The organism is Nocardia vinacea (assembly GCF_035920345.1).
In the GTDB taxonomy this organism is placed as follows: domain Bacteria; phylum Actinomycetota; class Actinomycetes; order Mycobacteriales; family Mycobacteriaceae; genus Nocardia; species Nocardia vinacea_A.
On sequence record NZ_CP109149.1, the window covers coordinates 2,986,666 to 3,004,607 of the forward strand.

General features: G+C 65.7%; 18 protein-coding genes and 1 pseudogene. 8 read left to right on the plus strand and 11 right to left on the minus strand.

Features of this window, described 5'->3' with window-relative positions; translation table 11 throughout:
- Positions 1–18 precede the first annotated feature (18 nt).
- From OIE68_RS13750 to OIE68_RS13765, 4 genes are all read right to left on the minus strand, one after another.
- Complete coding sequence (locus OIE68_RS13750) at positions 19–1,290, minus strand: sugar ABC transporter permease (protein WP_327099768.1); 1,272 nt, start codon at positions 1,288–1,290, stop codon at positions 19–21.
- Positions 1,287–2,111 carry an ATP-binding cassette domain-containing protein gene (locus tag OIE68_RS13755; protein ID WP_327099769.1) on the minus strand — a complete coding sequence of 275 codons (825 nt, stop codon included), beginning with the start codon at positions 2,109–2,111 and terminating at the stop codon, positions 1,287–1,289. The genes OIE68_RS13750 and OIE68_RS13755 overlap by 4 nt, the downstream gene beginning before the upstream one ends.
- Before the next feature lie 30 nt (positions 2,112–2,141).
- Positions 2,142–3,239: a substrate-binding domain-containing protein gene (locus OIE68_RS13760; RefSeq protein WP_327099770.1), complete on the minus strand. Its 1,098-nt coding sequence runs from the start codon at positions 3,237–3,239 to the stop codon at positions 2,142–2,144.
- Positions 3,240–3,340: 101 nt separating this feature from the next.
- Positions 3,341–4,402 carry an alcohol dehydrogenase catalytic domain-containing protein gene (locus OIE68_RS13765; protein ID WP_327101661.1) on the minus strand — a complete coding sequence of 354 codons (1,062 nt, stop codon included), beginning with the start codon at positions 4,400–4,402 and terminating at the stop codon, positions 3,341–3,343.
- 195 nt (positions 4,403–4,597) lie between these two features.
- On the opposite strand from OIE68_RS13765, the gene OIE68_RS13770 reads away from it, so the two are divergent.
- Positions 4,598–5,572, plus strand: a complete 975-nt coding sequence (locus tag OIE68_RS13770; protein WP_327099771.1) for a sugar-binding transcriptional regulator — start codon at positions 4,598–4,600, stop codon at positions 5,570–5,572.
- A 71-nt stretch (positions 5,573–5,643) separates the two neighbouring features.
- On the opposite strand, the gene OIE68_RS13775 is transcribed toward OIE68_RS13770, so the two are convergent.
- Positions 5,644–6,924 (minus strand): family 2 encapsulin nanocompartment cargo protein terpene cyclase, encoded by a 1,281-nt coding sequence (locus OIE68_RS13775; RefSeq protein ID WP_327099772.1) that lies wholly within the window; start codon positions 6,922–6,924, stop codon positions 5,644–5,646.
- Positions 6,925–7,181: 257 nt separating this feature from the next.
- Here OIE68_RS13775 and OIE68_RS13780 point away from each other — a divergent pair, with 257 nt between their 5' ends.
- From OIE68_RS13780 to OIE68_RS13785, 3 genes are all read left to right on the plus strand, one after another.
- Positions 7,182–7,493: an AAA-associated domain-containing protein gene (locus OIE68_RS13780; RefSeq protein ID WP_419150700.1), complete on the plus strand. Its 312-nt coding sequence runs from the start codon at positions 7,182–7,184 to the stop codon at positions 7,491–7,493.
- Positions 7,490–7,954 (plus strand): tyrosine-type recombinase/integrase, encoded by a 465-nt coding sequence (locus tag OIE68_RS47065; RefSeq protein WP_419150701.1) that lies wholly within the window; start codon positions 7,490–7,492, stop codon positions 7,952–7,954. Before OIE68_RS13780 ends, OIE68_RS47065 begins: the two co-directional genes overlap by 4 nt.
- A gap of 171 nt (positions 7,955–8,125) precedes the next feature.
- Positions 8,126–8,740: a class I SAM-dependent methyltransferase gene (locus OIE68_RS13785; RefSeq protein ID WP_327099773.1), complete on the plus strand. Its 615-nt coding sequence runs from the start codon at positions 8,126–8,128 to the stop codon at positions 8,738–8,740.
- A gap of 164 nt (positions 8,741–8,904) precedes the next feature.
- Here OIE68_RS13785 and OIE68_RS13790 read toward each other — a convergent pair whose 3' ends face one another.
- The 6 genes and pseudogenes from OIE68_RS13790 to OIE68_RS13815 form a co-directional block, all read right to left on the minus strand.
- Positions 8,905–10,680 carry a transposase gene (locus tag OIE68_RS13790; RefSeq protein ID WP_327099774.1) on the minus strand — a complete coding sequence of 592 codons (1,776 nt, stop codon included), beginning with the start codon at positions 10,678–10,680 and terminating at the stop codon, positions 8,905–8,907.
- A gap of 154 nt (positions 10,681–10,834) precedes the next feature.
- Positions 10,835–11,158: a hypothetical protein gene (locus tag OIE68_RS13795; protein ID WP_327099775.1), complete on the minus strand. Its 324-nt coding sequence runs from the start codon at positions 11,156–11,158 to the stop codon at positions 10,835–10,837.
- 64 nt (positions 11,159–11,222) lie between these two features.
- Positions 11,223–11,623, minus strand: a pseudogene (locus OIE68_RS13800) (BTAD domain-containing putative transcriptional regulator); the annotation flags it as partial.
- On the minus strand, positions 11,574–11,720 hold the full coding sequence (locus OIE68_RS13805) for a hypothetical protein (protein ID WP_327099777.1): 147 nt from the start codon (positions 11,718–11,720) through the stop codon (positions 11,574–11,576). The gene OIE68_RS13805 and the pseudogene OIE68_RS13800, both read right to left, overlap by 50 nt.
- 5 nt (positions 11,721–11,725) lie before the next feature.
- Entirely contained in the window at positions 11,726–11,872 is a 147-nt protein-coding gene (locus tag OIE68_RS13810) for a hypothetical protein (protein WP_327099778.1), read from the minus strand.
- A 74-nt stretch (positions 11,873–11,946) separates the two neighbouring features.
- Complete coding sequence (locus tag OIE68_RS13815) at positions 11,947–14,883, minus strand: tetratricopeptide repeat protein (RefSeq protein ID WP_327099779.1); 2,937 nt, start codon at positions 14,881–14,883, stop codon at positions 11,947–11,949.
- Positions 14,884–15,039: 156 nt separating this feature from the next.
- On the opposite strand from OIE68_RS13815, the gene OIE68_RS13820 reads away from it, so the two are divergent.
- The 4 genes from OIE68_RS13820 (at position 15,040) to OIE68_RS13835 (ending at position 17,827) form a co-directional block, all read left to right on the plus strand.
- A complete protein-coding gene (locus OIE68_RS13820; RefSeq protein ID WP_327099780.1) occupies positions 15,040–15,960 on the plus strand; it encodes a hypothetical protein in 921 nt (306 codons plus the stop codon).
- A 65-nt stretch (positions 15,961–16,025) separates the two neighbouring features.
- On the plus strand, positions 16,026–16,259 hold the full coding sequence (locus tag OIE68_RS13825; protein WP_040690061.1) for a hypothetical protein: 234 nt from the start codon (positions 16,026–16,028) through the stop codon (positions 16,257–16,259).
- 37 nt (positions 16,260–16,296) lie between these two features.
- Positions 16,297–17,397 (plus strand): SPFH domain-containing protein, encoded by a 1,101-nt coding sequence (locus tag OIE68_RS13830; RefSeq protein WP_327099781.1) that lies wholly within the window; start codon positions 16,297–16,299, stop codon positions 17,395–17,397.
- A gap of 31 nt (positions 17,398–17,428) precedes the next feature.
- Positions 17,429–17,827, plus strand: coding sequence for a cold shock domain-containing protein (locus OIE68_RS13835; RefSeq protein WP_327099782.1), 399 nt, complete (start codon positions 17,429–17,431; stop codon positions 17,825–17,827).
- Positions 17,828–17,942 lie beyond the last annotated feature (115 nt).

A 17,942-nucleotide genomic window follows, 5' to 3' on the forward strand; every position in this document is an offset into this window, starting at 1 on the left:
ATCTCCGGAGGATGTTCCTCATGCCTGTCCGTGCGAGACGCGGGATCGGCGCGCCAATGAATCGATGAGTACCGCCAGGGCAAGGACAGCGCCGGTGATCATGAACCGTGGGGCCGACGACAGATTCAGCAATGTCAATCCATTCGAGATGGACTGGATCACGAGGATTCCCAGCAGGGCTGAATACGCTGATCCTCGACCACCGAACAGGCTTGTACCGCCGATGACAGCTGCGGCGATGGCGTTGAGATTGACGTCGCCGGTGCCGGCACTCTGGCTGGCCGAGGCCAGCCGGGCCGCCATGAAAATACCTCCGAGCGCCGCGAGCGTGCCGGTGAGGACGAAGGCAGACGTATAGACCCGGTTGACGTTGATACCGGCCCGACGCGCGGCCTCGACGCTGCCGCCGACCGCGAACATGTGCCTTCCCCAGTGGGTCCGGGTCAGGGCATAGTTTGCCACCACGACCGCGATGACGAAGACCATGAACATCCACGGCACTCCATTGTCCTGGTTGAGATACCAGGTGGCGGCGAGGAAGACGACCAGGAGCGCACCGCTCTTGATCAGCCGGGACTGCACGGACGGCCGGGATAGATTGGCCCGTGCTCGTTCTCGGATGTTCGCCAGACCCGCGACGAGCACGCCGACCGCAGCGACGACGCAGATTATATAAGCCACAGCGGGTGGGAGGAACTGCTGCTGGCCGAAGGTCACCAGCTGCGAACCGTACGGGAGGTTGATCGACCCGTGGCTGCCGAGCAGCTGAAGCTGAAGTCCGAGGAAGGCGAGCAGGCCGGCCAGAGTCACAACGAAGCTCGGCATACCGAATCGCGTATAGACCAGTGAATAGAGCAGCCCGATCAGCGCACCGCTGAGCAGCGCCGCTAGGACAGCCACCGGCATAGGCCAGCCCTTGTTGACCCACAGAACCCCGAGGAACGCCGCCGAGAGACCACTCAAGGAACCCACCGACAGGTCGATCTCCCCGAGAATCAGGACCAGCACGATGCCCAGGGAGATCATTCCGACGGCCGCACTGTCGTACAACAGATTGACCAGGTTCGTCGAGGTAAGGAAGACCGGATTCAGGGTCTGGAACACAACGGCGATGCCGACCAGACCGACGAGGACAGGGAGCGGTCCCAGATCACCGGAGCGCACGCGGCGACCGAATCCGGTGATCATCCCGCCGACGCCGCCCACACCGACGGTTACTCGGCTGTCCTGGCGGTCGAGTTCAGTGCGCTCGGCCGCCTCGGACTCCGTAGACGTTTCCGTCTGACTCATGACAGCTCCTCTGCGGTGTTCGCAACAGCCGCGTTGACCTCGACCGCTCGCCGGGCCGATCGACGAGCGACGACGTTGTCCGTGGCGCCCGTGATTGCCGCGACAAGCTCGTGGTTGCTCACATCCGGACCGAAGGTTCCGTTGTTGCGGCCGAGCCGGAGCACCACGATCCTGTCCGCGACCGCCCGAACGTCCTCCATGTTGTGACTGATCATGATGATGCCGAGCCCCTTGGCGCGCACCCGTTCGATCAGGTTGAGGACTTCCGCGGTTTGCGCCACCCCCAGGGCGGCAGTCGGCTCGTCGAGCATGATTAGCCGGGGGTTGACCAGCAGTGACCGGGCGATAGCGACGGTTTGGCGCTGACCACCTGACAGCGACGCGATGGGGACGCGAACGCTCGGGATCCGAGCCGATAGCTCCCCGAGGAGCTCCCAGGACCGAGTCTCCATCTCGACCTCGCTGAGCCGCGTCCTACCGAGCTCTCGACCGAGAAACAGGTTGGCGACGACGTCGAGGTTCTCACAGAGCGCGAGATCCTGGAAAACGGTAGCGATGCCGAGTTCGAGTGCCGCGTTCGGCGAGGGAATTGTGACGGGCTTCCCGTCGAAGAAGAGCTCACCGGAGTCGGGCTGATGGACACCGGACAGGACCTTGACCAGGGTGGACTTACCGGCCCCGTTATCGCCGACGAGGGCGACCACCTCGCCGGCGTGGACTTCCATGTCGATGTCGGTCAGCGCGGAGACCGCGCCGAAAGTCTTGCCGATACCGCGAAGGCTGAGCACCGGCGTCGTAGACGATGTTGCCGTGGCTGTCATAAGAACTCTATCGATGGCGTGAAGGCGGTTTCAGGAGATCCCCAGTGCCGTGCATCCGGTGGCATAGGCACCAGTGCACAGCTCCGCTGCGGTGTTGATCTTGGCGTCGACGATGTCAGCCTTCAGGTTGTCCCGTGTGACGACCTTCGGCACGAAGAGCATGGTCGGGGCCTTGAAGACGGTTGTCAGGTTGCCGCCACCGACGGCCTCGACCTGCTTGCCCTCGACGAGATCGACGACGACTTCAGCTGCTGCGGCAGCAACTATCTCGCTCGGCTTGGAGATCGTGTTGTACTGGTCACCCGAGATCACGAGCTGGAGCCCGGCATTGGTTGCGTCGTTGCCGGTAACCGGCGGGATAGGCTTGACGTTCGCGGCCTTCAACGCGGCAATGGCACCACCGGCCGTCCCGTCGTTGGCCGCGACGATCCCACCGATCTGGCCCCCGAACCGCGAGACCTGGCCCGCGACCCACTGCTGAGCAGCGGTCGGCTCCCAGTCCGGGGTGTCGTACTCGGCGAGCGTCGCATACCCGCCGCTGGCGAGGCCTTCGTGGATGCCCTTCTTGATCAAACCTGCTGCCGCGTCCGTCGGTGAGCCGTTGACTTCCAGGATCCCCTTGTCGGTCGGGACGCCGGTGTCCTTCATGTGCTTGACGAGCGATTCGGCGATCGCCTTGCCGATGGCCTCGTTGTCGAAGGACACGTAGTAATCGACCTTCGCGTCCGGGATGGGCCGATCGTAGGCAACGACCTTGATTCCCCTGGCCTGAGCACGTGACACCATCGAGGCCGCGGCGGTGGAGTCGACCGGATCGATCACGATGGCCTTGACGCCCTGCGAGATGGCGGCGTCGAACTGCTGCTGCTGCTTGGCTGCGTCAGCGTTGGCGTTGTTGTAGAGCGCCGTACAGCTCGCGCACAACTTGCTGAGCGCAGCCTTGAAGCCCGGCGCATCGTGCTGCTCATACCTGGTCGATGCCTGGTCCGGCATGAGGAAGGCGACCTTCGCGCCATCGATACCGCCGGTAGCGGTTTTGGCGTTCTTACCCGAGCTACACGCCGCGAGCGGCAGGGTGAGGGCAATAGCGAGGACAACGGCGGCCCGGGTCGTCTTGATAACGTTCATAACGATGTCTTTTCCGATCTGATGTGATGTCCGGGTGGCAGTGGGCGACCATGGTTCGGCCAGTCGCGAGCCGATCGTTTCCGTCAGCCTGAGCCGACCGATCAGGGAATGAGTGAGACCTTGATCGACTCCTTGCCCGACGCGACGAGGTCGAGTCCGCGCGCAAACTCCGCAATCGGCAGCTGGTGGGTGCAGATGTCGTCGAGCGGGAGCTTGCCGCCCTCGATGAGCCGGATCGCAGCAGGCCAGCAATTCGGTCCCAGATGGGCTCCGCGCACGTCGAGTTCCTTGTCATCGCTGATGATCGTCCAATCGACGGTCACCGCCTCCTTGAAGACGCTGTATTCGATGAAGCGACCGAGCTTGCGCAGCAGGTTGAGGCCCTGGATCACCGCCGACGGGTGCCCGGTCGCCTCGAGGTAGACATCGGCGCCATAACCACCGGTAAGTTCTCGAACGCGGGCAACGGGATCTTGCTTGCTGATGTCTATCGTCATCGTGGCCCCGGCGCGCGCCGCAAGCTCCAGCTTGCGCGGCTCCATGTCCAGAGCAATGACCTGGGCCGGAGACTTCGCCGCCGCACCCGCGACCATGCCGAGGCCGATGGGCCCGCACCCGGCGACGACAACCACATCGGAGAACGTGATGTCGGCCCGTTCGACGGCGTGGAGTGCGCAAGACAGCGGCTCCGCGAAGGCCGCGTGCGCAGGGGGAATGTCAGCGCTGATCCGATGGACCAGAGAACCCTGCGTGATGACCATGTACTCCTGCATGCCGCCGTGGGTTGCGCGCTTGAAGCCGTAGATGTCGTGCACCTGACACATGTGGTAGTTGCCCTCGGCACAGTAGCGGCAGTTCCAGCACGGAACGATCTGCTCGACGACAATGCGATCGCCGACCTCGACGCCCCAGCGCTCGCGAGCGGCATCGTCGAGCTCGACGATCCGCCCGGTGATCTCATGCCCCGGTACGACCTCCGTCTCCGCCCATGCCGCCCGGTTTTCGTCACCCCAGAACTTCGATGCGCCGTGGTAGCACTTCAGGTCGCTCGCGCAAATGCCGACGGCCTCGACGCGGATGAGTGCCTCTCCTGGTCTCCGCGACGGGACCGGTAGCTTCTCCAGCCGGTAATCAGCGGGACCGTGACACACGACTGCCTGCATCGTGTCACCAGCGCAAACGCCTGATCGGGTGCGTTGTCGATCAGTCACGAGGGACTCCTTCTGCCTGCCACCTCCCGAGGGAGGCGTGTTCTATGTCACTATAGACATCGGTGAACAAATGTACAGCACAAATGTTCAGACCCGATCGAATACTCTGAACATCTGCACACCGATTTGCACGGAAGGAGGATGCCGATGAGAGACCGAGCAGCCGGGAGTATCGATGCGGGCGCCCGCCGTCGGTTTCCTTCGGGGCTGGTGTACCAGGCGGCGCGGCTGTACTACCTGGACAACGCGACTCAGGCCGAGATCGCACACCAAATCGGCACCAGCCGTGCGACCGTGAGTCGTCTCCTCGCCGAGGCGCGCGAGACCGGCATCGTCCAGGTCACAGTCCGTAACCCGGAGAAGCGGGCACTGACCGACCTCGAGCATGATCTCCGCCAGGCGCTCGGACTAACTGCGGCATACGTGACACCGGAGTCCCCAGGCGTCGAATTGGGGACGCTGCTCGCTCCCCGCGTCGCCGACGCGCTCGCCGAATCGCAACTGCGCCCCGGAGACACGCTTCTAGTGTCAACCGGCGCAACGGTATTCGCGGTCGCACGTCACGATCTCCCACCGCTGCCCGGCGTCGTCCTGTGCCCGACAGTCGGCGGTATCGAAGAGCCGGAGGCGCACTACCAGTCGAACGAGATCACGCGGGCGCTGGCGCTGCGGGTCGGCGGAGTCCCCGTCATGCTGTACGCCCCCGCCATGCCGACCCCGACCCTGCACGAAGCGTTGATGAGCGACCCACAGATCCAACGGGTCCAGCAACTGTGGCGGTCCGCGCGCGCCGCACTACTTGGAATCGGTGCTCCACCGCTGCACCGATCGTCGCTGCCGAGCGTCATCTCGGCGCGGGAGGCAACGCTCGAGCACGCCGTCGGTGACATTTGCGCCCGGCCCTACGGACCTGACGGAGCGCCGATCGAGTCCAGTGGGTTCGAGCGCCTCATCGCCATCCCGCTAGAGGACCTCCCGCGCATTCCGCACACAATCGGCGTGGCCATCGGCCAAGACAAGGTGGATTCCATCCTCGTGGCAGCTCGCGCCGGCTACGTGAACACCCTCGTGACCGACAGCCCGACGGCGGAGGGTCTCCTCAGAGCGGCTGCCGTCAGATAGACGACCGCCACGACTCCCCCACGACCGGCACAGCACCCCCATCACGAGGCTACCGCCGGGGCACGACCGACCTAGCGGTAGCGCGGGTTCGTGTTGTGCCATTCGAACGAGCCGCCCATCCAATCGCGAACGCCGCGCATGAACAGCTGGAGCTCGGGGGAGGGGATGGCGCGCAGGGCGCGATGGTCGGCTTCGAACTGGTGCACCATCCGGTTGTGCAGGTCGACGGTGACCTCGGTCGCTTCGGCCAGCGAGCACCCACGATCGGCGGCGATCTGCAGCACCATATTGCTGACGGGTACTTCGTCGGCGGCATCCTTCTTGATCGAGAACAGGTCGTTGACCAGGACGGCGGCGGTACCCGCGCGGAACACGGCCTGCCGGACCCGATCGTCGTAGAAGAGGTTCGCGGGCAGCTCGTACCCGGCGACGGGGTCGATCAGGGTCATCGAGGTGTAGAAGGTGTCGTGCTGGCGGGCGGCGAGATATTCCCACGCGGAAGGTGATTCGCCGGTGTGTCGCCACGCGGCGTAGGCGGTCCAGGACACGAACATCGTGAACGTCGCGTAGCAGGCGCGCTGCACCTGCCCCGGGGTGGCGTGGGCGCGCAGATTCGCGATCGCGGAACCGAAAGCACGCAGCACCTTGTCTTCCCGCAGCACCTCCTCCAGCGGAGTGGTGAACTCGCCCGCGTCGGGCAACGGATCCAAGGCCGCCATCGCCAAGGTGAGTCGTTGCGGCAGCCGGGTCGGGTCCGCGCCGAGCGCCGAATCGTCGGCGTAGTAGTCGTCGGCCATCCACCAGGCGGTGTTCATCTGGGCCGGGACCAGCAGTCGGTCGGGGTCGTCGGAATCGGTGTGGGTCAGCATGACCAGCCGTCCGTAGCCGGTCCGGCGCAGCTTCTCGAGCTCCTCGTCGGTGAACCCGATCGACTCCGCCCACGTGGTGAGGCGATCGTCGATCCGGTCGGCGAGGTTGTCATCGATCCGGGTGGCGGGCGGGCAGTACAGTGGCGGCGCGGAACCGTCACCCCAGGCAAGTTCTCGGTAGGGCTCGATCTCGGCCGTCGCGTGCCGGAACGGTATCCGAAACGCGCTCTCGCCCAGGGGAGTTCCAGTGCCGCGAAGGTGCCGTAAGCCGGCGCCGGGCAGTGTGGCCGCCGGCATCGCGCCGGGCGCGGGTGGTGCCGTCGGTTCGGGCTCGGACCGGGTCATCGTCGAGAAGTGCGCGGCGAGTTCGGTGCCCAGGCCATGAGGCCCGGCCAGAAGGTTCGTGAGTCGTTCACCGGGCGGTTCCGGCTTGTCGGTAACCGTGTCGCGGTGGCTGGTCTGGTCGTTGTCGAGACTTGTCACAGCACTTCTCCCGTCGCAGGGGTCCATAGATGGAGACAGCACGATGCACTCAAAACGACTATCGGCCGTCTCGCCCAGTGCCGCAGTCGATTGCGTGATTCCGGTGGATTCGACACGCCGGGCCGAGCAGGTCCCAGCGGTTCCCGGACATGTCCAGGAAGACAGCAACCCGTCCGTAGTGCTCGCTGCGAGGATCACTGACAAAATCCACTCCCGCCGAGGTCATCCGCCGATCAGCGCGGTGGAATCCCGGTGATGTGCTGCTAACCGAGATCGGCAGCCGCTTCACCACCGCCGAAATCCAGGAGAGCAAGCGGATCTTCGCCGAACAGGCCCGCCACCGCGCCCCACTGGTGCGCACCATCTGCAAGGGCCTGGCGGGCAGCCGCGACGGCAGCCTGCGCGCCGGATTCTTCGTCGACCTGCTGCGCCGCGGTTTCGGACCGGAAGACGCCCGCCGCCAACTGGATACCGCGATCGGCTGGGGGCGCTACGCCGAGTTGTCCGACTACGATACCGATTCCGACCGGATCGCCGCCGATCCCGCCGCGCAGCTCAGATCAGCGTGAAGACGAATTCGAACAGCCCTATCACCCAGGACATCGAACCGCATAGCGTCGTAACGATTCTGCTCAACACCCGAGGCCGGAGAATAGACCGGCACTGCGCTAGCCGACGCCTCCGGCGGCTGGCGCAAGCATCGGTGGTGCGATCGCCGCGGATGCACCCGCACATGCTCAGGCACACGTTCGTCACCACCATGCTCGACGTCGGTGTAGACCGGCGCGATGTGCAGATCGCCGCCCACCACGCCGACCCCCGCACCACCGTGCGCTACGACCGACCTCGCACGAATCTGGATCGGCACCCGAACTACATCCTGGCCGCCTACATGGCTCCTGGCACAGACATCTCAACACGCACAACCTTGCCGATGACCGTTTGGAGACACCCGGCATGCAGCTGCGGGCGAGACCTGCCGCGGCTCGACCATCCTGCAGAGCGGGTAGCTATGGCGTGTTCTGGTTGAGAATCCGGGTGGTCGGTCTACGTGTGCCAATTCGGGCGTCGTTATCCGCCTGAAGTCCGGTGCCGATGGGCGGGCTGCACCGGCGGCGGGCACCATCAGGCCGCGCGCTCACTATCGGCACGGCGGTGGCACAGTGAACCAGAGGCGGGCCCGAGCGAAGAGGAACAGACCATGAGCGGACGTACCCCCAGCCAGTGGGAAGAGCTCACTGCTGCCGACCCGGCGCATTCGACGTGGTACGTGGAGCGGTTCCGAGCAATGGCGGCCGAAGGCACGGATATTGTCGGGGAGGCGCGGCTGGTCGACGCGATGCTCGACCGCAGTGGCCGAGTCCTGGATGCGGGGTGCGGTCCGGGGCGTGTGGGTGCCTACCTGCACCGAGCTGGCCACGTCGTGGTCGGCGTCGACGTCGACCCTGTGTTGATCGCTGCGGCGGAGCAGGACTATCCCGGTCCGACCTGGATAGTCGGCGATCTCGCCGAACTGGACTTACCGGGCCGTGGAATCGCCGGCGACTTTGATGTCATCGTGTGTGCGGGGAACGTGATGACATTTCTGGCGCCGTCCACCCGGGAAGCGGTGCTGGCCGGGTTCGCCCGCCATCTCGCCCCAGCCGGTCGGGTGGTTGTGGGGTTCGGCGCCGATCGTGGTTACGAGTTCCCGCAGTTCCTGGCAGACGCCGAGGACGCCGGACTCACGGTGGATTTGCGGCTATCGACGTGGGATCTACGTCCATTTACCGACGAGTCCGACTTTCTAGTGGCGGTGTTCTCGCGCGCAGATTGAAGCCTGCCTAGGTGGCTGGTGTCGAACGCGCCTGTCGGCGCGGTGATGCCGCCGGGCTGGTATGTCGTGGTTGGTTGACGGCGGCTGGCGGTGACTGTGCCAGGATTGTCGTATCAGGCTGTGTCCGTGGTGATTTGGGCTTTGTCTGTGGTGCGCCCGGAATGTCAGGCGGCGGCTGTGGTCCATCCGCTGGTGCTGTAGCCGATCCCGAGGACGGCGAGGCGGGCGAGGTTGTGCGCGGCGGCGAGCAGCCCGAAGTCGGCACTGATCTTGGCTTGTCCACGCAGACGAGCGCGGCGTCCGCCGTGGCGGCGGCGCATCAGGTGCCCGATTTTGCGTTCCACCTTGGGGCGGGTCGCGCGGTAGGCGGCCTTCCAGGCCGGGTTCAGCTGCCGGGCGCGGGCGGTGGCCAGGTATTTTTCGTGGGCTCCGACGGTAATCGTGCGCCCGCCGGCCGCCGTTGTGCACTGCGCGCGCAGCGGGCACCCGGTGCAGGCGGCACCGAAGTAGGCGGCGCCGGTGTGGCGGCCGGTGCGGGCCGCGATCGTCGCGGTGACTCCAGCCGGGCAGGTCACCGTGCGGTGGTCCAGGTCGATGCTGAACCGGTCCTTGGAGAAATGCCCTTTCACCGACGGCGACGGCTGCACCTTGATCTGGTTGCCAATCCCGTTGTCGTCCAACCGTTTCAGCAACCCTCCCGCCCCGTATGCGGCATCACCGAAAACCACCACCCCACCCTCTTCGGCTTCGGCTTCGGCTTCGGCTTCGGCTTCGGCTTCGGCTTCGGCTTCGGCTTCGGCTTCGGCTTCGGCTTCGGCTTCGGCTTCGGCTTCGGCTTCGGCTTCGGCTTCGGCTTCGGCTTCGGCTTCGGCTTCGGCTTCGGCTTCGGCTTCGGCTTCGGAGGGCAGTATGTCGGCGAGCAGGCCGGTGGCGGCGTCGGCGTCGCTGCTGTTGCCGGGGGTGACAGTGGTGGCGGTGATGATCTCGCTATCGGGGTCGACGGCGATATGGCCTTTGTAGCCGTCGAATCCGCGGGCGCTGGTCTTGTGCCCGTGGCGGGTCTCGGGATCAACGGTCGAGATCACCCGGTCGGCTGCCGTGCCGCGCACGATCCGGAAGTTCCCGTCGTCATCGGTGGTGATGTCCTGGCCGAGCACGGTCGCCAGCAGTTGTGCGGCCTTGCCGACACGCTCGTCGAGATCCAGCCCGTCCAGCAGCGTCAGCATCGCCGACCCGTCACGGGCACGGGAATCGATCAACTGCTCACGAGCGGTCTCGTCGTCCCAGTCGATCATGGGTTTCGCAGTGCCTGTGTAGTCGTCGTCGCTGGTGATCGCCGCCCGCAATGCCGCAGCCAGTTCGGCGCCGACGGCCGCGAGCAGGCCACGGATCGCCGACCGGATCAAGGTGATGGTGTCCATCGTGGCGACCGCGTCATAGAGCGGGGTCGAGTCCAGCACCCGTTTACGACCCACCAAACCAGCCTGGCGCGCCACCTCCAGCACGGCGTCGAAGATGCGGTTGGGCCGCTGCGAGCGGGCCAGCCGGGCCCGCATGTCAACCAGCACCGTGTGCACGAATCCCGGATAGTCGAAATCCAAGCCACCGGCGGCGTATTTCCAGCGGGCATCGAACGCGAACCGTTCCACCGCTTCCCGATCCGAGAGCCCCTCGATGCGTTGCAGCACCATCACCACCGCCACGATCATCGGCGGCACCGAACGCCGCCCGACATCGGTGAACAGGTCGGCGAACATCTCATCCGGGAACAACTGGAAGCAATCACGGTGCAGTACACCGTAAATCGAGCCCTCCGCCACACGACCCTCGCAGAAGTTCGCGGTCGACCGCAACAAATCCGCCTGCCTCGGCGACTGCCCCAACGTCACCCGATCATTCTGCTCGAGCCGGGCCGTCACCGCACGAAAAACACCAGCCACCTAGGGCGCGTCCTCAATCGGTGTGAGGGGTCTGCTTCGATCTCGGTTGCGGTGCGTAGGCATGAGTTGACTGATGAGCAGTGGCAGGTTGTGGAGTCGTTGTTGCCGCCGTCGGGCGTGAAGGAGCGTTCGCGGGTTGATGATCGGCGGGTGGTCAACGGGAACCCTTCCGCAGGTAGCCGAAGTCCTCGTAGTACTCGATGTACTGATGCCCGCCGTCCGTCATGGACCCCACGCTGCGCAGGTCCTCCGCGAGGAGCGCTCGGCTCTCCCGGTCCCCCACCAGCAGCAGGACCCGGTGCTGCTCGACGACCTGGACGAGCAGCCGAGGACCAGCGTCCGAGCGGACTTCGACAGCCGCGAGATCCTCGGTCTCGAACCTCCCCTCGCCCCGGGCCACCACGGCGGCCAGACCTTCGAACTCCTCCGCAGAACCGCTGACGTCGACCATGCCGTCGCTGAACTCCTCGACCCTCATAACCTATCGCCGGGCCGGGGTCGATGCCGAGTTCGTCGTCCAGTGTGGTCCGTAGCTGCCGGACCGCGCCGAGTGCGTCGGATTGCCGCCCGCTCAGATACAGCGCGGTGATCAGCTTCTCCCACAATGGTTCTCGCAAAGGATGCGCCCCCGAGCAGGGCGAGTTCGGCCGCGACGGCGTCCGCGCGCGATATCGGCCGAGGCCCGCGCCTCGATGACACCGACCCGTTCATCGTCGAGCGCAGCGGCGTAGGCGGCGGCGTAGGCGGCGGCGAATCCGAGCCCGCGCAGATCCGACAGCACCGGGCCACGCCACTGTTCCAGTGCGCTCGACAGCGCTTCGGCGGCCATGGTGAAGCGACCCGCCGCCAGTTCCCGCAGGCCCGCTTCCTTGCGTGCCCGGAACCGCTGCACATCACTGGCCCATCGGCGACCGTGATCCGGTGCCGACCTGGGCAAGTACACCGCGAACGTCGAGTCCGGCAGCACGCAGCGGTTTGCGCAGAATCGAGGGGATAGCGTGCAGACTCACCCGCACATCCGAGGGCGGACTCTCCTCCACACCGCCTACACCAGCGCGTCCACCGAGACCGGATGATTGGCATTAATCACCAGATACGCCAGCACCGCGCGCTGTTTCGGCCCGCCGACCGGCTGCGCGACGCCATCGATCGATAGCTGCACCGGCCCGAGCACACCGAATTGCGCCCACATTTCGGCCGTCGTCGCACTTATTACGACTGGGCCGGCCGCTGGCCCGCAAGAACATTAACGCCAACCCGGCTCGGCTACCCGCCGGACCGGGCGCGCCAGTACTCCAGGTTGCTTCGGGTGAGCAGGGTATGCGGATGGTCGGGTCCGAGGACGCGGATCTGATCGGCGAGCAGTGGCTCCAATTCGGTAATGGCGGCGCCGATATCACCCGCCTCGCCATAGCAGCCCGCGAGGCAATTGCGGGTGTGCAGGGTATCCGGATGATCCGGCCCGAGAATGCGCAACTGATCCGTCCGCAGGGCGGCGTATTCGGTAATGGCCCTGGTCGTTTCACCGCTCTCCCGCCGCCAGCGCGCCATACTGATGCGGGTGCGCAGGGTCTGGGCGTCATCAGGGCCGAGGATGCGGACCTGGTCGACGAGCAGCAGTTCGAATTCGGTGAAGGCGCGGACCAGCTCGCCCGCCATGGCGCGGGAACGCGCGAGATGCAGTCGGGTGCGCAGGGTTTGCGGGTCGACGGGACCGAGGATGCGCTCCTGATCGGCGATCAGCTGTTCGAATTCGATGACAGCGCGGCGCAGACTGCCGCGTTCACTGCGCCAGTAGGCCAGGCTGTTTCGCGCGCGCAACGTCCACGGGTGGTCGGTGCCGAGGATGCGGGCGTGATCGATGACGAGCCGTTCGAAATCCGCGACCGTCCGCTCGAGCTGGCCCATATGACCGCGCCAATCCGCGATGTCGTAGCGGGTGGTGACGGTATCGAGATCATCCGCGCCGAGTACCCGCGTCTGATCGCGGGCCAGCGCTTCCAATTCGGTGACGGCGGTGGCGAATTCGCCGCTGCGACCACGGCAGTTCGCGAGATGGTTGCGAACCAGCAGCGTGACCCGATGATCCGGACCCATGGCGGCGGTGAAGCTCGGCAGCCAGGCCACCCACAGATCCCGATTGTCCACCACGCGTGTGGTTTCCAGCGATTCCAGGTAGCCGAAGGCGGCCGCCGCGGCGCCATAGGCCAGGTAGTGGCGCACCGCCGCACCACGGGCATAGTCGGCAACGCGTTCGGTGGTGCCCGCCTCGATGGCCGAGATCACCGCCCGGTGCGCATCCTCACTGTGCACGCCTAGACGGTCGCATTCATCGGCCAGTCCGGGGAGCAGCGCGGCATGGGCGATACCGAGCGATTCGTCGGCCGTACCGGGGCGACTGCGCGTGACCAGCACACCCAAACCCACTGTGAGATCGCGGATGCCGGCAATGCTCACCTCGGCCCCGAGTTCACGCATCGCCGCATCCAGCAGTTCCAGCGGCAGCACCGGACCGACACCTGCCGCGACCAGCACACCGAGGACCGCGCCGATCCCCCAGGTATAGGCGACATTCGGTGCGATATCCGGTCCATCTCCCGCTGCGGCGCGGATGGCCGCGCCGACCCGCAACGCCACCAGACCGTCGACACCGACATCCTCGGCAACCACCCGATCGGTGACCTCGTCGGCGACCTCGGCCAGCAATCCGGCCAACAGCCAGCCCGCTGCAGCAGCAGGGGAATCGGCACGCGCCATTGGTGTTTCGGCCAACCGCGCATCGATCCAGCCGACCCATTCCTGCTCGTCGACGGCGGCACGCTCATACCCCGCAGATTCCACAATCGCGGCGATATCCTCGGCCACCGGCTCGGCGACGACGATCCGATGCATATGCCGCAGTTCCGAATCGTTCTCGAAGCCGAGCCCCTCCCGGATGCCCACGATCACCCGGACGTGCGCGAGCTCCGGTCGCCGGGTCAACTCGGCGACCGCGGCCACCAGCAGTCGCTGGGTGCCCTGTTCCGGTTCGTTCAATCCGTCCACGACAATGGTGACCCGTCGACCCCATCCGCCCAGGTCCGCCAGCGGTTGTCGCACCTCGACATCGAAAACATCGGGTGCGGTGACACTGTGCCGGGCCAGGCTCCGCGCCGCCGCGACCGCAGCACGGAAGCCGGGCAGTCGAGTGCTCAACTGCGCGGACAACTCGGCGGCGACCGCCTCGATGGAACTGCTGACGGTCAAAAATACTGCGGCCGTGATGTATTCGGGTGCGACGGGCAGGGTGTCGACCAGGCTCGGCCGGATGAGCATTGCCAGTAGTGTCGATTTGCCCACGCCGGGCGGTCCGATCACCCCGCGCAACCGGTAGCTGCCCGATCCGACGATATCGTCGAGCGTCTCGCGCACGGCCGGGGTCAGTAGCAGTCTGCGGGTGAGTTGATCGACGAAACCAGCTGCCGGACGGCCGGTTACGGCGTCGCGGTGACGGGCGATATTCGGCACCAGCCACAGGCCGGGATCACCGCCATCGGCCGCGGATACCGTGCCCGAGGTGAACGACAGATGTTCCGGCTGCTGCCGGGTGCACGCAGCGGCGATCGGATCGACCAGATCCGACGGCAGCAGATTCTCCCCGCGCGCGGGCAGTCCGACCGCGAAGGTGGACAGCAGCGTTCGGGTGAAGCAGCCCGCGTAAGCGGGACCGTCACCGGCGGCGACAAGTAACTCCATCCGGCCCGCCGCCCTCGACAGCAAGTCGGTCCAGCGGCGGGCCGCACCGAGCACGCCCTGTTCGGTCTCACACGCGTCGACGAGGACCACCAACCCGTCCAGCGCCGATCGGTTCAACCGCTCCCGAATCTCCTGTGTCAGATGGAAGGCCGTATGCGAGTTCGGCACCGCGGGCGAATCGTGGCCGAGCAGAAAGAAGTCCTCCGCGCTGGTCGCGGTGCCGTGTCCGACGAATCCGATCAGCAGCGTCGCCTGCTCTCGCGCCGCCGCGTCGAAAGCCTCATCCACCGCCGTAACCAGCTGTGCAACTGTCGGATTCAGCACCGGGCCCGGCACCTCCGTCGCCGCCCGCCAGCCGCCGGATCCGGTCAATGTCCCATACAGACCCGTCGCCAACTCATCGGTGAACCCCAGTTCCCCCAGTGCCTCGCACTCGGACCCGACTACCAGGGCGAGCCTTCCTCCCATTTCAGCACCACCGTTCCCACCGTCGACTCCCCGACGACCCTCGACACCCCGACACGGGGCCGTAGCGACTGCTTGCAGGTCGCTCGAAAAGGTCGGCCCTGCGTGGTAGGAAGGTACCCGAAGGCACATCGGGGCAAATGACAACGGGGGCGGCTGATGGCGGCGATAGTGCTGGCGCACGGGATCGCACAGGAGCAGTACGGTGCGGATCTACTGGAAGCGCAATGGCTTCCGGCGCTGGCGGCTGGTGTCCGTACGGCCGGCTACGGCGAACTCGCGGATCAGCTGTGGCGCGGCCAACGCCCGGGCATGCTCGAGGTTCGAATGGCGTTCTACGGCAATGCCTTTCTCGATCCCGGCGCTCAAGGCGGCGGCGGACCGGTCGGTACCGAGGATGCCGAACTCACCGAGCAGATCGCCGAGGCGTGGTTGGCGACGGCGGCCGAGCAGGCGGCCGATCAACGCGATCGGCTGGAAGCGCAACGCTACCTGGACAATTCCGCGCTCGGCACCGAGGGCGCACAGGGTTTCGGCCGCAAGGCCAGACCTGCGGCGAATGCGCTGACCAAGCTGAAGTGGTTCGCGCCCTTCGGTTTCGGGATGGCGGGCAAATTCGTCAACCGGTCACTGGCCCAGGTCAGCAGATATCTGGCCGAAGATGCGGTGCGTGCCTACGCGCAGCAACAGGTGCTCGACCTGATCGGTCCGGAGACCCGGCTCGTCATCGGACATTCGCTCGGCTCGGTGGTCGCCTATGAGGCACTGCATCGGACCGATCAGCCCGCGGCGCTGGTCACCCTGGGTTCGCCGCTGGCGTTGCAGTCCATCATCTACCCGCTGCTGCGCCCGCAGCCGCCCACGGTGCCCGCCGCGCTCACCCGCTGGGAGAATTTGGCCGATCGTGACGATATCGTCGCGGCGCATCTGGATCTGGCGCCCTATTTCCCGCCTGCACCGGGACGCGATGTGGTGCCGACGACCCATCCCGAACTCGACAATGGCTCCAGTCCGCACGATGCCACGCACTATCTCACCAAGAAGTCGGTCGGGCGCATCATCGCCGAGTCCCTCTCGTAACCGGAGCTATTCCGAATCGCGCGTACGCTGACAGCTCTGGCACCGAGTGCGAGGAGTTCACCGCGATGACCGACCCCGTGCAAGGTTTGACGGGTACGCTCACCTCGCCGATCCGGGGCCCCGGAATGCTCGGCGAAGTATTGGTTGCGATTCGTGGGGGCACGGAGATATATATCGCGCGGGCGGCCGAGCCGATCTCGGCCGGCGAAACCGTCCTGATCATCGCGGTACAGCCGGGCCGCATCGTCGATGTGGTGCCGTGGATTCCGCTCGAACCCGTCCCGGTCGACGATATCTGACACCGCGACCGAAGTTATGAACTGCTAGGGAGGCACAGTGCTGGGTTATCACGTTCCGGATCCTGACGAGGCGATGCTGGTCAGCGGCGGTACGAGCAAGGACAACGCGCCCTTCGGCGTCGTCATCGGACGAGGCAAGTGGGTGATGCCGTTCTTCCGCAAGGTGAGCTATCTGTCGCTGGCCATGTTCGAGGCCGAGATCAAGGAACGCTGCGTCACCAAGCAGGCCATCCAGCTCGAGGTGCGGGCAGTGATCGCGTTCAAGGTCGCCAACGACACCCAGTCGATCGTCAATGCGGCCCAACGCTTTCTGTCCGAACAGGAGCGGGAGATGTCGGTGCTGACCGGACGCATCTTCTCCGGACACCTGCGCTCGATCGTCGGCTCGATGACGGTCGAGGAGATCATCCGCGAACGCCAGCGGCTGGCCGACGAGGTACTGGTGGCCTCCAAGGTGGAGATGGGCAATATCGGCCTGTGGGTGGATTCGTTCCAAATCCAATCCATCGATGACGGCAATCTGGGGTACATCACCGCACTGGCCGCACCGCACAACGCGGCCGTGCAGCGCGATGCGCAGATCGCGCAATCACAGGCCGCGCAGCGTGCCGCCGAGGCTGAACAGGAATCGCTGCGCCGCCGAGCCGAATATCAGCGTGAGACCGCTATTCTCCAGGCGCAGTATCAGCAGGATATCGATAAGGCCAATGCCGAAGCGGCACAGGCCGGTCCGCTGGCCGAGGCCAAGGCGATGCAGGAGGTGCTCACCGCGCAGGCCGAACAGGCACGCAAAGAGGCCGAGTTGCGTGAGCAGCAGTTGCAGGCCGAAGTCGTGAAACCCGCTCGGGCCGAAGCGGAACGGGTACGCATCCTCGCCGAGGCCGAGGCCGATCGGACCCGGATCCAGGCCGACGCGGCGGCCTCGAACAACCGGATCGCCTTGGACCAGTTGCTGATCGAGCAGCTGCCGGAAATCGTCAAGCAGGCCTCCAACGGCCTGGCGAACGCCAACCTGACGGTGCTCAACGGACCCGATGGAGTCGGCGAATTGGTCAACGGAATGGTCGGTCAGGGCCTCACTGTATTCAACTCGTTACAAAAGGCGCTTTCATCCAACGACGGGGATAATGCGAGCTAAGGTGGCCGAGTAGCGACGGCGCGAGGAGCGGGTGTTGGTGTCCATCGGGAAATTGGTGTCGTTCGACAGTTCGCGGGGATTCGGGTTCATTCGGCCCGACGATGGTGGCCCGGATGTGTTCGTTCATGTGAACGACATCGGACTGGACGAGGATGAACTGCGCCAGGGGCGGGTGTTCGAATTCGATGTGACCGAGGGTGATCGTGGTCCGAAGGCGGTCAACCTCACCGTGGTCGGCGGTCAACCACTACCACCCGCTCCTCGGCACAAAAAAGACAGATCCGGCTCCGGCCAACTGACCGCCACCGAACACAAACGCCTGATCACCGAGCTACTACTGGACGCAAGCCCCGCCCTCACCGCCGGTGAGATCCTCACCATCCGCGACCGCCTCACCGCCTTCGCCGATCAGCACGGCTGGCTGGAATAGCGCGCAAGCTCCCCCGCCTCCCCGGGCCTTCAGGCGCCAGACTCAGGTGCCACAAAAATTGCGTTGGCGCCTGACGGCAAGATGTAAGTCGAGTTGGCCCGTCCCCGGTGAGTTA

Excerpts from the sequence above, each read along its gene's own strand:
- OIE68_RS13795 (WP_327099775.1), bottom strand. The coding sequence starts at position 11,158 with ATGAGGGTCGAGGAGTTCAGCGACGGCATGGTCGACGTCAGCGGTTCT.
- OIE68_RS13755 (WP_327099769.1), bottom strand. The coding sequence starts at position 2,111 with ATGACAGCCACGGCAACATCGTCTACGACGCCGGTGCTCAGCCTTCGC.
- OIE68_RS13810 (WP_327099778.1), bottom strand. The coding sequence starts at position 11,872 with ATGTGGGCGCAATTCGGTGTGCTCGGGCCGGTGCAGCTATCGATCGAT.
- OIE68_RS13785 (WP_327099773.1), top strand. The coding sequence starts at position 8,126 with ATGAGCGGACGTACCCCCAGCCAGTGGGAAGAGCTCACTGCTGCCGAC.
- OIE68_RS13760 (WP_327099770.1), bottom strand. The coding sequence starts at position 3,239 with ATGAACGTTATCAAGACGACCCGGGCCGCCGTTGTCCTCGCTATTGCC.
- OIE68_RS13815 (WP_327099779.1), bottom strand. The coding sequence starts at position 14,883 with ATGGGAGGAAGGCTCGCCCTGGTAGTCGGGTCCGAGTGCGAGGCACTG.
- OIE68_RS13765 (WP_327101661.1), bottom strand. The coding sequence starts at position 4,402 with ATGCAGGCAGTCGTGTGTCACGGTCCCGCTGATTACCGGCTGGAGAAG.
- OIE68_RS13820 (WP_327099780.1), top strand. The coding sequence starts at position 15,040 with ATGGCGGCGATAGTGCTGGCGCACGGGATCGCACAGGAGCAGTACGGT.
- OIE68_RS13770 (WP_327099771.1), top strand. The coding sequence starts at position 4,598 with ATGAGAGACCGAGCAGCCGGGAGTATCGATGCGGGCGCCCGCCGTCGG.
- OIE68_RS13825 (WP_040690061.1), top strand. The coding sequence starts at position 16,026 with ATGACCGACCCCGTGCAAGGTTTGACGGGTACGCTCACCTCGCCGATC.
- OIE68_RS13750 (WP_327099768.1), bottom strand. The coding sequence starts at position 1,290 with ATGAGTCAGACGGAAACGTCTACGGAGTCCGAGGCGGCCGAGCGCACT.